The organism is Martinezella tropici (assembly GCF_003287875.1).
GTDB lineage: Bacteria > Pseudomonadota > Alphaproteobacteria > Rhizobiales > Rhizobiaceae > Rhizobium > Rhizobium tropici_C.
On record NZ_QMKK01000050.1, the window covers coordinates 49365 to 62155 of the forward strand.

15 protein-coding genes and 1 tRNA gene are annotated in these 12791 nt (G+C 58.9%); 12 read left to right on the forward strand and 4 right to left on the reverse strand.

Features of this window, described 5'->3' with window-relative positions:
• Window positions 1–229: 229 nt before the first annotated feature.
• Window positions 230–2368: a sodium-translocating pyrophosphatase gene (locus DQ393_RS23670; protein ID WP_112344154.1), complete on the forward strand. Its 2139-nt coding sequence runs from the start codon at window positions 230–232 to the stop codon at window positions 2366–2368.
• Window positions 2369–2461: 93 nt separating this feature from the next.
• Here the strand turns inward: DQ393_RS23670 and DQ393_RS23675 are convergent, their stop codons facing one another.
• Window positions 2462–2971, reverse strand: coding sequence for an outer membrane protein assembly factor BamE (locus DQ393_RS23675; RefSeq protein ID WP_112344155.1), 510 nt, complete (start codon window positions 2969–2971; stop codon window positions 2462–2464).
• Between the two features lie 222 nt (window positions 2972–3193).
• Here DQ393_RS23675 and DQ393_RS23680 point away from each other — a divergent pair, with 222 nt between their 5' ends.
• From DQ393_RS23680 to DQ393_RS23715, 8 genes are all read left to right on the forward strand, one after another.
• Window positions 3194–3808: a ubiquinol-cytochrome C chaperone family protein gene (locus tag DQ393_RS23680; RefSeq protein WP_181592412.1), complete on the forward strand. Its 615-nt coding sequence runs from the start codon at window positions 3194–3196 to the stop codon at window positions 3806–3808.
• A 10-nt stretch (window positions 3809–3818) separates the two neighbouring features.
• Window positions 3819–4376: a YceD family protein gene (locus DQ393_RS23685; protein ID WP_112344157.1), complete on the forward strand. Its 558-nt coding sequence runs from the start codon at window positions 3819–3821 to the stop codon at window positions 4374–4376.
• 101 nt (window positions 4377–4477) lie between these two features.
• Window positions 4478–5524 carry a phosphate acyltransferase PlsX gene (plsX, locus tag DQ393_RS23690; RefSeq protein ID WP_112344158.1) on the forward strand — a complete coding sequence of 349 codons (1047 nt, stop codon included), beginning with the start codon at window positions 4478–4480 and terminating at the stop codon, window positions 5522–5524.
• Between the two features lie 19 nt (window positions 5525–5543).
• Window positions 5544–6515 carry a beta-ketoacyl-ACP synthase III gene (locus DQ393_RS23695; RefSeq protein ID WP_112344159.1) on the forward strand — a complete coding sequence of 324 codons (972 nt, stop codon included), beginning with the start codon at window positions 5544–5546 and terminating at the stop codon, window positions 6513–6515.
• 107 nt (window positions 6516–6622) lie between these two features.
• A complete protein-coding gene (locus DQ393_RS23700; RefSeq protein WP_112344160.1) occupies window positions 6623–6961 on the forward strand; it encodes an integration host factor subunit alpha in 339 nt (112 codons plus the stop codon).
• 235 nt (window positions 6962–7196) lie between these two features.
• Window positions 7197–7736 carry a MerR family transcriptional regulator gene (locus DQ393_RS23705; protein ID WP_112344161.1) on the forward strand — a complete coding sequence of 180 codons (540 nt, stop codon included), beginning with the start codon at window positions 7197–7199 and terminating at the stop codon, window positions 7734–7736.
• Between the two features lie 347 nt (window positions 7737–8083).
• Window positions 8084–9190 carry a porin gene (locus DQ393_RS23710; protein WP_112344162.1) on the forward strand — a complete coding sequence of 369 codons (1107 nt, stop codon included), beginning with the start codon at window positions 8084–8086 and terminating at the stop codon, window positions 9188–9190.
• Window positions 9191–9441: 251 nt separating this feature from the next.
• Entirely contained in the window at window positions 9442–9768 is a 327-nt protein-coding gene (locus DQ393_RS23715) for a hypothetical protein (protein WP_112344163.1), read from the forward strand.
• A gap of 147 nt (window positions 9769–9915) precedes the next feature.
• Here DQ393_RS23715 and DQ393_RS23720 read toward each other — a convergent pair whose 3' ends face one another.
• The gene (locus DQ393_RS23720; protein WP_112344164.1) at window positions 9916–10173 is read right to left on the reverse strand and encodes a hypothetical protein; all 258 of its coding nucleotides are present in this window, start codon (window positions 10171–10173) and stop codon (window positions 9916–9918) included.
• A gap of 175 nt (window positions 10174–10348) precedes the next feature.
• On the opposite strand from DQ393_RS23720, the gene DQ393_RS23725 reads away from it, so the two are divergent.
• Both DQ393_RS23725 and DQ393_RS23730 read left to right on the forward strand, forming a co-directional pair.
• On the forward strand, window positions 10349–10753 hold the full coding sequence (locus DQ393_RS23725) for a BA14K family protein (protein WP_112344165.1): 405 nt from the start codon (window positions 10349–10351) through the stop codon (window positions 10751–10753).
• A gap of 87 nt (window positions 10754–10840) precedes the next feature.
• Window positions 10841–10917: transfer RNA gene (locus DQ393_RS23730), tRNA-Pro, on the forward strand.
• A 38-nt stretch (window positions 10918–10955) separates the two neighbouring features.
• Here the strand turns inward: DQ393_RS23730 and DQ393_RS23735 are convergent.
• Together DQ393_RS23735 and DQ393_RS33895 are read right to left on the reverse strand one after the other, a co-directional pair.
• Entirely contained in the window at window positions 10956–11654 is a 699-nt protein-coding gene (locus tag DQ393_RS23735; RefSeq protein WP_112344166.1) for a thermonuclease family protein, read from the reverse strand.
• Window positions 11655–11789: 135 nt separating this feature from the next.
• Window positions 11790–11978, reverse strand: a complete 189-nt coding sequence (locus DQ393_RS33895; RefSeq protein ID WP_245430438.1) for a hypothetical protein — start codon at window positions 11976–11978, stop codon at window positions 11790–11792.
• Window positions 11979–12378: 400 nt separating this feature from the next.
• Between DQ393_RS33895 and DQ393_RS23745 the strand changes: the two genes are divergently transcribed.
• A complete protein-coding gene (locus tag DQ393_RS23745; protein ID WP_112344167.1) occupies window positions 12379–12591 on the forward strand; it encodes a hypothetical protein in 213 nt (70 codons plus the stop codon).
• Window positions 12592–12791: the final 200 nt, after the last annotated feature.

Below are 12791 nucleotides of genomic sequence, written 5' to 3' on the forward strand. Positions count from 1 at the left end.
ATCGTAACGCAGGCCACTTTCGTTTCCTTCGTTCGCGCCTGAATTCACCTTCGAATATTCTTTTGAACCTCCTGCGGGTATTTTACCCGCGGGCGGTCTTGACGCGACGTTATCCCGACAGCAATCTCGCAACTGCACATTGCTCTTCCCCTGGAGGAGGGGGCTGAGCGTTGTTGCAGGCGGCCGGGGGCGGAGTGAACCGCCGGCTTTTTTGGAGGGAAAAAGCGAAATGTCGATTCTTTTAGGAGTGATCGCATGCGGACTGCTCTCGGTGATCTACGCCGTATGGGCAACCCGATCGGTGCTGTCAGCCGATCAGGGCAACGCCCGCATGCAGGAGATTGCCGGGTATATTCGTGAAGGAGCGCAAGCCTATCTGGCGCGCCAATATAGAACCATCGCCATCGTCGGGATCATCGTCTTCATCGCGGCATGGCTCCTTTTGTCGTCCGAAGCCGCTTTCGGCTTCCTGATCGGCGCAATCCTCTCAGGCGCCGCAGGCTTCATCGGCATGCATGTCTCCGTACGCGCCAATGTCCGCACCGCGCAAGCCTCATCGCAGAGCCTGTCGGCTGGCCTTGATATTGCCTTTAAGTCGGGCGCCATTACCGGCATGCTGGTCGCGGGCCTCGCCTTGCTTGGCGTCTCCATCTACTTCTACGTCCTGACCGGCATTCTCGGCCATGAAGCCGGCTCGCGCGATGTCATCGACGCGCTGGTGGCGCTCGGCTTCGGCGCGTCGCTGATTTCGATTTTCGCCCGTCTCGGCGGCGGCATCTTCACCAAGGGCGCCGACGTCGGCGGCGACCTCGTCGGCAAGGTCGAAGCCGGTATTCCGGAGGATGATCCGCGCAACCCCGCCACCATTGCCGACAATGTCGGCGACAATGTCGGCGATTGCGCCGGCATGGCGGCCGACCTGTTCGAGACCTATGCAGTCTCGGTCGTCGCCACCATGGTTCTCGCTGCGATCTTCTTCGCCGGGTCGCCGCTCCTCGGTTCCGCGATGATATATCCGCTGGCGATCTGCGGCACCTGCATCATCACCTCGATCATCGGCACCTTCTTCGTGAAGCTCGGTGCCAATGGTTCCATCATGGGCGCCCTCTACAAGGGCCTCATCGCCACCGGCGTCCTGTCGATCATCGGCCTGGCGATCGCTACCTCGCTGACCGTCGGCTGGGGCTCGGTCGGCACAGTCGGTGGCTTCGAAGTCACCGGCGCGAAGCTCTTCACCTGCGGCATCGTCGGCCTGATCGTCACGGCGCTGATCGTCGTCATCACTGAATATTATACCGGCACGAACAAGCGGCCGGTCAATTCCATCGCCCAGGCTTCGGTCACCGGTCACGGCACCAACGTCATCCAGGGGCTTGCCGTCTCATTGGAATCGACGGCACTGCCGGCAATCGTCATTGTCGGCGGCATCATCGCCACCTATCAGCTTGGCGGCCTGTTCGGCACCGGGATCGCGGTAACCGCCATGCTCGGCCTCGCCGGCATGATCGTCGCACTCGATGCCTTCGGCCCCGTCACCGACAATGCCGGCGGCATTGCGGAAATGTCGCATCTTCCGCCGGAGGTACGCAAATCCACCGATGCTCTGGATGCGGTCGGCAATACCACCAAGGCCGTCACCAAGGGCTATGCCATCGGTTCGGCCGGTCTCGGCGCCTTGGTGCTGTTCGCGGCCTACTCGAACGACCTGCAATATTTTGCGGCGCACGGCGACAAGTTCCCGTATTTCGCCAATGTGGGCACGATCTCGTTCGAGCTCTCGAACCCTTACGTCGTCGCCGGCCTGCTGTTCGGTGGCCTCATTCCCTATCTCTTCGGCGGCATCGCCATGACGGCCGTCGGCCGCGCCGCCGGCTCGATCGTGGAGGAGGTGCGCCGGCAGTTCCGCGAGAAACCGGGCATCATGCAGGGCACGGAACGCCCGGATTACGGCCGCGCCGTCGATCTGCTGACCAAGGCCGCCATTCGGGAAATGATCATCCCGTCACTGCTGCCGGTGTTGGCGCCGGTCGTCGTCTATTTCGGCGTCCTGCTGCTCTCCGGCTCCAAGGCTTCGGCTTTCGCAGCCCTTGGCGCATCGTTGCTCGGCGTGATCATCAATGGCCTCTTCGTCGCCATTTCGATGACGTCGGGCGGCGGTGCATGGGACAACGCCAAGAAGAGCTTCGAGGACGGCTTCGTCGACAAGGACGGCACGCGCCATATGAAGGGCTCGGAAGCCCACAAGGCGTCGGTCACGGGCGACACCGTCGGCGATCCCTACAAGGACACGGCAGGCCCGGCCGTCAATCCGGCGATCAAGATCACCAATATCGTGGCTCTGCTTCTGCTCGCCATTCTCGCCGGTTAAAGCCCGGAGAAGATCAAAGAAAGCAAACCGAACTCATAACGAAAACCCGCGAGACATGCCTGTCTCGCGGGTTTTCTGTGAAAAGCTTCCGGCTTATTGGCCCGGGTTGAGGTTGTTGAGGAAGTTTCTCGCCCCGTTGACGCCGTTGCCGCTGCCCTGCAGGATCTGCTGCAGGAAGGTGATGTCGCGGCCGCCGGTCGGCGTCGTACGGCTGATCATGTCGAAGACCTTGCCGTCCTTCAGCGTATAGTTGGCTTCCTGCTTTACGACGCCGTCCTTGTCGAAATAGATCGCCAGAATATTCTGGTCGACCAGCTTCGGCTTCATGAAGGCAACGGCGCGGGTGCGCTTCTGCGAGATATAATAGAAGACCTCGCCGTCGAAGGTTGCGGTGGTCGACGGCGTGCCGAGCGAGAGCAGAACCTGCTCGCGGCTGGAGCCGACCGGCGCAAGCGCGAGCGACTGCGGATCGAAGATGTAACCGTTGTTCATGACCTCGCTGGTCTTGCAACCTGAAAGTCCCAAGGTCGCAATCACCAGGGCGATGGCGGCACCGCTGCTGAAAGTAATGTCAGACTTGAAATACCGTCTGGTCAACGACATCTCATCTCCCCTAATGAATCAATCCGATGGCCGGACGGCCGGTATGACCTTGCTGTGCACATCATTGTGGCCTTTCCGCGATTGGAAAAGGCACAAAGACGTTGTTCGGCACTCTTCATCACCGATCATGCACAACGTGACGACGGTAAGGGCAGGAGCCTCGAAGCGGGCACAAACGGCATTGCAATTCGCGCCTGCTTCGGTAAACCAGCTTTTGCGTGGATGCAACACGGCCAAGCAAAAACGGCGCGCTCTGAAGGAGCCAATTCCGGGATTCTCATGATTTTTGGGCTCTTCCGCAAAAGAAATCACAATCAGATCATCGTCGTCAGGCAGTATGAGGTCCTGACAACCATGGCGCGGCAGCCGGTTTTCTATACCGACTATGACGTGCCGGATACGGTGATGGGGCGCTTCGAATTGCTGTCCGTGATGATGATCCTGTTTTTCCGCCGCACGCGGTCGTCGACAACCAGCGGCCAGGAACTCGCACAGGAAATTGTGGATGCGTTTTTCGAAGATATCGACTATTCGATCCGCGAACTTGGGATTGGCGACAACAGCGTGCCGAAACGCATGAAGAAGCTGGCCGGCATGTTCTATGGGCGGCTTGAAAGCTATGCGGCTGCCATGGATGGCAATGATCGCGCGGCGCTTGCCACGGCGCTACAGCGCAACATCTATCCCAAAGGGGAGCAAGCGGCGGCTTCCATGACCGCGTTGGCTGGCTGGATGCTGACGGCGGAAGCGCATCTGGCGGCGGTAACCGAAGATCAGATCGCCACGGGATCCGCGACGCTGCCGCAACCGCCCAAACTCGACCGACAGCCCGGTTAGGAGAAGAAAAATGAAAAGACACGATTCCGACGAAACGCCATTTTCCTATCCGGTGAAGGTCGGCCACATTTCCGCCAACCCGGTGGACGTGCACATCGAAGCGGATGATCGCGAACTGGCCGGGCTTGCCGCCCTTTGGGATGTGCTTTCGGTGGGCAAGCTCGACGCCGATCTCAAGATCTCGCGCTGGAAGCGCGATGGCGTTCGCATCAAGGGTAATGTCAGGGCGAAAATCGTTCAGGCCTGCGTGGTGACGCTGGAGCCGGTCGAATCCGAGATCGACGAGGATTTCGAGCATATTTTTGTGCCCGAGGACTCAAAGCTGGCGCGTGCGCCCTCCATGGATGCGGGCGAAATGGTGCTTGATCCCGACGGTCCGGACCTTCCGGAGACCTTTACGGGCGATACGATCGACGCCGGCGCGGTGGTTGCGGAATTCGCGGCTCTTGCCATCGATCCCTATCCACGCAAGCCTGGAGTCGAGTTCGATGCGCACATTGAAGACACGGACGAAGATGACAAGAAACCTTCGCCGTTCGCCGTTCTGAAAGACTGGAAAAAGGAATAGATCTCCTTGGCAATTGAGCACAATTCAGTTGTAACCGGGGGAGAAAACGGTATTTTGACGCCAAATTCGCCAGGCTGGCGGAGAAAAAGGACTAGGGACGCGTGATCAGAATTTCTCTTGACCTAATGGGTGGCGACTTTGGCCCAGAGGTTGTTGTTCCCGGCGCGGCCAAGGCGCTGGATAGGCATCCCGATATCACTTTTATCATGTACGGACAGAAGGATCGCTGCGAAGCGGTCCTCGCCAAATATCCGAAGCTTCGGGAAAAATCCGTCCTTCACGAGTGCGATGTCGCCATCAGCATGGATGAGAAGCCGAGCCAGGCCTTGCGTCGAGGCCGTTACGTTTCCAGCATGTGGCGTTCGATCGAAGCCGTGAAGGTGGGCGAGGCCGATGTCGTCGTATCCGCCGGCAACACCGGTGCGCTGATGGCGATGGCAAAGTTCTGTTTGCGCACCATGGCCAATATCGAGCGTCCGGCGATCGCCGCGATCTGGCCGACGCTGCGCGGCGAAAGCATCGTGCTCGATGTGGGCGCCACCATTGGCGCCGATGCACAGCAGCTGCTTGATTTCGCCCTGATGGGTGGCGCCATGGCGCGCGCGCTCTTTGAGATCGAGCGCCCCACCGTCGGCCTGCTGAATGTCGGCGTCGAGGAAATCAAAGGCCAGGAAGACGTCAAGGATGCCGGCCGCCTGATCCGCGAAGCCAATCTTGAATCACTCGAATATTCGGGCTTCGTCGAGGGTGACGATATCGGCAAGGGCACCGTCGACGTCGTCGTCACGGAAGGTTTTTCCGGCAATATCGCTCTAAAGGCGGCGGAAGGCACGGCAAAGCAGATCGCCGCCTATTTGCGCGCGGCCATGTCTCGCACCCTGTTGGCGCGTATCGGCTATGTCTTTGCCAAGGGCGCTTTCGACCTGCTGAGGGAAAAGCTCGATCCGAGCAAGGTCAATGGCGGTGTGTTCCTGGGTCTCAACGGCATCGTCATCAAAAGCCACGGCGGCGCGAATGCCGAAGCCTTCGCGGCCGCCATCGATGTCGGCTACGACATGGCCAAGAACGGTCTCACGCAGAAAATCGAAAACGACTTGAAGAAATATCATGCCAAACGGCTGCCCCCGATCGGGCCGGAAGCGGCATGAGCGACGGGGTACACGCAGAATGATCCGTTCAATAGTCCGCGGTTTCGGGGCGGCGCTCCCCAAACGCGTCATGACCAATGCCGAGATGGAGCAGATCGTCGACACGAGCGACGACTGGATTGTCCAGCGCTCGGGCATCCGCCAGCGCCATGTCGCCGGTGAAGGCGAAACGACGGCGTCCCTGGGCGAGCAGGCGGCACGCGCCGCCCTTGCGAATGCCGGTTTGACGCCGGATGATCTCGATCTGATCATCGTCGCGACCTCGACGCCGGACAATACCTTTCCGGCAACGGCGGTGAATATCCAGAACCGGCTCGGCATGCATCATGGCTTCGCTTTCGACGTACAGGCCGTTTGCACCGGCTTCGTCTATGCGGTGACGACGGCTGACGCCTATATTCGTGGCGGCCTTGCCAAGCGCGTCCTCGTCATCGGCGCAGAGACGTTTTCCCGCATCCTCAATTGGACGGACCGGACGACCTGCGTTCTCTTCGGAGACGGCGCCGGCGCGCTGATCCTGGAGGCAGGCGAGGGGAGCGGCGCCACGACCGATCGCGGCGTGCTCACGGCGAGCCTGCGCTCCGATGGCGCGCATAAGGACAAGCTCTATGTCGATGGCGGTCCTTCCACGACAGGCACGGTCGGTGTGCTGCACATGGCGGGTCGTGAAGTGTTCAAGCACGCCGTCGGCATGATTACCGACGTCATCCAGGCCGCTTTCGATGCGACGGGCACCACGCCTGATGATCTGGATTGGCTGGTGCCGCATCAGGCCAATCGCCGCATCATCGATGGCTCGGCCAAAAAGCTCGGAATTGCTCCCGAGAAGGTTGTGGTCACCGTCGACCTTCATGGCAACACGTCGGCGGCATCGATCCCTCTTGCGCTCGCCGTTGCGGCCGGTGACGGTCGAATCAAGAAAGGCGATCTGGTGATGCTGGAAGCCATGGGCGGCGGCTTCACCTGGGGAGCGGTGTTGCTGCGTTGGTAGCGCCGCATCTCTAAAAGCCGTTCCGAACAAGAGCTTGACCGTGCGGCGCAAGGGCAATAGTCTCGCAAGGCTTGAAGAAGATTACGCATTGATATGGGCGGGGAGCTATGACGGGCAAGACAGTGACGCGCGCAGACTTGGCGGAGTCGGTATTCCGGAAAGTCGGTCTCTCCCGAACGGAGTCGGCTGAGCTCGTCGAGACTGTGATCGATGAAATTTGCAACGCCATCGTGCGTGGTGAAACCGTGAAACTCTCCTCGTTCGCGACGTTTCAGGTGCGCGACAAGAATGAGCGTATCGGACGCAATCCAAAGACCGGTGAGGAAGTGCCGATCTCGCCGCGGCGGGTCATGACCTTCAAGGCATCGAATGTCCTCAAGACGCGCATCCTGAAAGCGCATGCAAGCCGCAAGGCGAAGACCAAGCCGGCAAATCCTGCCTCCTGATCCGTCCCAGAGATCCCGTATCGATATCGGCCGCATGCCTTGTTCTGCGGCCTTTTTGATGCGCTGTTGCCTGCCGTTCGGCGTTTGCCTGTGCAGCGGCTGAAGAGATGACTTGAATTTCCGCCGCCAAACCGTTGAAATATGGTGAGTCGCATCGCAGGAGGGTACGGATCCCATACCTTCTCTTGCGTGATCCGGCCCGATGGCGCCGCTCGCGCCCTGTAGGAGTAAGATGATGGACAAGAGCCCGGATGCATTTCGCACGATCAGCGAAGTCGCGGAAGACCTTGATCTGCCGCAGCATGTCCTACGGTTCTGGGAAACCCGGTTTCCGCAGATCAAACCGATGAAGCGCGGTGGCGGCAGGCGCTATTATCGCCCCGAGGACGTCGACCTGCTGAATGGCATCCGCCATCTGCTCTATGATCACGGCTATACGATCAAGGGTGTTCAGAAGCTTCTGAAGACCAACGGCAACAAGTTTGTCATTGCGGTCGGCCATGGCGATCTTGCCAGCGTCGAAGCGCTTGCCGCCGCACAGGAACCTGCCACCGTCGAGCCCCGCGTCAGTTCCGGCAATGCCGAGGAAGATCAGATCGTCGGCCGCGCCAAAGCGCCGATCAGCCGCCGTTTCTTCAATTTCGTGAGCGGCGACGATGGCGTACCGGATGTTTCCATCGGCAAATCCAGCGTCGGCAAGGAAGATCGCGCTTTGCTGCAGGAAACGCTCTACGATCTTTTGGAATGCAAACGTCTGCTCGATCAGGTGCGATGACAGCAACCGGCCGGGATTGCTGATCATGTGAAATGCTTTTTGTTCCAGTGAGGCGCAACGGCAGCCAAGTGTCGTCATGACCTTACCGTCTCTGGTCATACAACGATGGTAACTTCATTAGCCGCACAAATGAGCGTGATAATTTTGTCACGCGCGCCACCCTTCTGTGTCGCGGAAATTAGTTCGTAAGCCTTATTAACTTGCCGTGGTAGTGCCGCAGGTCCAGTTTGACGGGGAAGCTTCCTTGCTTCGCCCTGTGTGAGGGGAACAGCCAGTCAGGCCATGGAGGGGCACGTTGTTGTCTGCCGGGAGACTCCATCCCTGATGGATAGTCGAATGGAGATACCATGAACATCAAGAGCCTTCTTCTTGGCTCCGCCGCTGCTATCGCCGCAGCGAGCGCCGCCCATGCCGCTGACGCTATTGTCGCCGCCGAACCCGAACCGCTAGAATATGTCCGTATCTGCGATGCGTACGGAACAGGCTATTTCTATATTCCCGGCACCGAAACCTGCCTGAAGATTGGCGGAAAGGTTCGTACGGAAGGCGAGTGGTATGATGCTTACAATCCCCGCAGCAAGGTCGGAACGCTCTGGCACGAGCGCGTGGAACTTAATGTCGATACCGCAACCGATACCGAATACGGTCCGCTGAAGACCAACACCATCTTCCGCTGGGAGTGGAACGATGGTGGTGCGACCTCCTCCAAGCTCCTGTTTGCCAATATCAGCCTTGCCGGCTTCACGGTTGGCAAGCTCGACTCGCAGTTCAACCTCTATGCCGGTTATGCCGGCGATGTCATCAACGACGATGCGATCTATGACGGTCCATACGAACTCAACCAGCTGACCTACAACTACGACGCAGGCAATGGCTTCACGGCTGTGATCTCGCTGGAGGACAGCTACTCCACCTCCGATGGTGAGGCATCTTATGGCGCAGGATGGTGGACGGACGACAAGTCCAATCATTATGCTCCCGACGTCGTCGCTGGCGCTGGCTACAAGGCCGGCAACTGGGGCTTCAAGATTGTCGGCGGCTATGACTCGATCGTCGAAGAGGGGGCGATCAAGGCTCGCATCGATGCCAAGTTCGGCGGTGTGGAAGCCTTCCTGATGGGTGGCTGGAACACCGATGGCGACAAGCTCAACAAATATGCTGGCACCAACCAGGACATTTCCGCGTGCACGACCTCGAGCGGCGCTGTCAACGCCGCCAAGTGCGGCTGGGGGGACTGGGCTCTCTGGGGCGGTGTCGCCGTGCCGATCAATGACAAGCTGAAGTGGAACTTGCAGCTTGCCTACACCGAATCCAAGATCTTCGAAGCGACCACCAACCTCAAGATCTATCCGGTCAAGAATTTCCTGGTCGAGCCTGAAGTGACCTACATGCACTACGACTTCATCAAGGACGACACGGTTGCCGGCATTCTCCGCTTCGAGCGGAATTTCTAATCCGAGATTAAGTGATCTCGGCCGCCGGCGTATATGGGCGGGTTGAATGCGGAAGGCCCTGTTCTCTAACGGGGCCTTCTTCTTTCTCAGCTTTATCCTATTGAGTTGTTAAGCAAAATACTATTCTTGCGCGTAGTTTCAGGCATTTTCGACTGTTATCTGTGGCTATTTGCCCGACTCTTGCTTGCTAAAGCTTACCGTTGGCTGTATTTCGCTTCATCGGGACTATATCTTAAATTGCCGGAGGGAATATGCGCATACGTGCCACCGTGGCCGCGAGTCTCGTCGCCATTACCACCATTCTGTCGAGCTGCCAGACGCCGCAGGAATCTGCGATGAATGCCGAAATGACCTGTCAATCGCAGGGGCTCCGCCCCGGCACACAGCGTTACAATCGCTGCGTTGGCGCGACCTATCAGGCAAACCGCGTCCAGGCGCAGCAGGCTGAAAATCAGGCTGCCGGACTTGCCGCTGCCGGGATCATCGGCGGCGTTCTCGTCGGCGCTGCCGTCAGTGATCATCACCATCGCGGCTACTACGGCCGGCCTTACTACCGCCGTTGCTATCGCTGCTGGTAAGCGTCGCCGTCGTCAGCCATTCGCATGCTTCCTCCGTCGGCTCACACCGGCGGAGTTTTCGTTTCATGAGCAACCACAGCAATTCCAGAAAAAGCGCACAGCTGTTTTCCGTCCGGGTTTGCGTAAAGCAAAGAACTGTTCTGGCTGTCAGAATGGCGGGCTCGTCACTTGACGGTTGACGAGCTTCAGGCTCCGGTCGGGTTGGATGATATAGGTTTCAATGACATCCTCGCCCCACTGGTTGGTGAAGCGATGCTGAAATTGCGAACCGGGAGGCGATTTCGTCAACTTCATATGCGGTTGGCCGCCGTAGGTGATGCTGCCGGGAATGGGCTGCAGCGGTTCGGTTGTCGTGCAGGCTGCAAGCAACGATGCGCACAGCATAAGCATTATAACGGGTTTCATGGCCTTAACTTTCCGCTCGCTTCGTATCCCCGGAAAACCGTCACGCAATAAAGACGGAGGGGCATCTATGAGTGTGGCTCCAAGTCACTATATACAAATAATCACGGCATGCCCGGCAGCAAGGTTTTCACGCAGAAGTGCATGATGCTGTCGCCGGATTTCGAAGGAGTCGCATATGTTTACGATCGCCAGGTCGATAGCTGCCGCGGGCTTTGGCCTTTTGCTGGCAGCCGGTGTTGCCATGCCGGCGGGTGCCATCACCATGCCGGCCCTATCCGTGCCAGCACCTGTCCAGTCGGACATTGTCCAGGTGCATGATCATGGCCACGGCCATAGGCATCACCACAACCGGTGGGGCAGCGGCCATAGGCTGCATGGTAACGACAGTTATTATGACGATAATTCGGACAGCGGCGTGCTCTTCAAGTCCTTCGTCACCGGCACGCTATTCAGCGGGCAGCGCGCTCAAGGTTACTATGATGACGATCATGCCCGCGCCTGCGCCAGCCGCTATCTCTCCTACCGCGCCTCGGACAATACCTATCAGCCGAGCTATGGGCCAAGGCGGGAGTGCCGCTGAGCGCGCAACTTTTTCTGAGCAAGCCGCTACTTTTCGCTTGCGTCGGGAAACTCGAAACTCTAAACGAAACAAGCCGTTTCGGCAGGTCGGGGCGTAGCGCAGCCCGGTAGCGCACTTGACTGGGGGTCAAGGGGTCGCTGGTTCGAGTCCAGTCGCCCCGACCATTTATCTCCTTGAACTCCCAATCGAATTTTCAGAAAAATCAACCGCACCAGGACGGCGCTTGGCCGGTCCAGCGGCGCGCAAGGCCTTCGGAGACCATCTGGTCGCCGATCGAGCGGCCGGCGCGCATGGCGATACGCAGCTTGCCGCCATTGCGGTCATCGGGGCGGCTGCTGCCGGAAAGCACGAAGGTCCCGTCATTGAGAATGGCCTGGAGGCGCAGTTTCGCGGTCATTGCCTTCTGCCTCTCGCCAGGGCAGCGCGCGGCATCCGCATCCGGTACGTCGATATCGGCCAGCTGAATCCTGACGCCGTTCTGCCAGAAGGTATTCCCGTCGACCACGCAATTCGTTCCGGAACCGGGGCCGCAAATCACGAAACGGCCACCGGCCTGGGGGCGCAGGCTGGGGACGGGCCGTTCGATCGGTGTCCTGCTGACCGGCAATGCCACGGGAATGGCGGCGGGTGGTACGGGCAGGACCGATGCCGCGGCGCGCGGCTCGGGAACCATCGCGGCCGTCCTTGTTTGTGGTTTGGCTTCCGGCACCGGCGCTTCCCGGGCCATATGCGGTATGCCGGCGACTGCACCGGCATGGGCAAGTATCGTCGGCATTTCCTTGCGATGCTGATAGGCATAGATGCCGGCGACGGTTGCCAGGCCGACCATGCCCCATAGCCACATCGAATTGCCCGCCTTGGACTGCGGTTTGCGCCGCGTGCGTCGTTTCGCTTTCGCCATGGTATCATCCCTCGATTGCGAGGGGATTATCGCCGCCATTTCTTACCGATCCGTTGGCTCGGACCGGATTTGCACACTCGGATCGGAGAGGCTACTTCGCGACTGCCGCCGCTGGCTTGAGTTTCACCGACATTGTCACCTGTCCGCCGACGGAAGTCTTGTGCCGCGGTTGTCGAGGTTGTTGACCGAACTATTGCTCGACATGGCGCTGATCTCGCAGGCATCGGCGATGGTTTCGAGCAGGGTCGTGCAGCTGCTCGCCGCGATCTTGTAGAAGGATTTCAAGGCCTTCTCCTGCTGTTCCTCGTTATCGCCGTCCGTCACCGGATAGGAGATCGATATTCCGGATTGTACGGAAATATATCCCTCCGGAGGCTGGCGGGGATTGCGCAGGGAAGGTTCTGGAAATTCTGTGCGAGGGCCGGCTGCGTCGCGGTGAAAAGCACCATGCCCAGGAAAGTCGGGATCAAAAATCTGTTCATCGTCTTGCCTCTGTTTTCCCGCTTATCGCAAATGCGGATAAAGGCTTGGTGATCTGGTCACTTAAAATTGTAGTCCTGATGGGAATCGCCGTTGTATCTGCGAATCAGACGGACGTGAGTGCCGAAAATGCTTCCTTGCCAAGCCTGCGTGCAAAGCGCATAGTCTGGTTCCATCGTCGGATATGATGCGGGTGACGGCGAGGTTCAGCGTGCTTCTACCCGAAAGATGACGAGATGCACGAATGTTGGAAACTCCTATTCATCCGCGGGATTTGCCCCTGTTTTCAGACGATCTGGATCGCTTGGAGAAGGTGTTGGACACCGTTTGCAAGGATCGTGGCATGAACTCCCGCAGTCCGGAAGCTGAGCGTCTTGGGGCGTTGATCATCCAGCTTTACCGCCAGGGCGTGAAGGACGACGCAAAACTTCTCGCGCTTGCCAGGGCTTATTTCTGACGCAACTGCGTTTTTTTATGGTCAGCGATCTAATCGATTTAGGCTGATTTCACATAGCAGCAATGATGCTTTGTGCCTGTTCGAAGCCGCCCCGCCTCCCTATATTTGCTGCGTTGCACAAAGAGATTCGATTTCTTGATGTCACTGATTCTGGAGAGAAACAGTGCGCGCCAGACGCAGCCGATGAAAAACGATCGCCG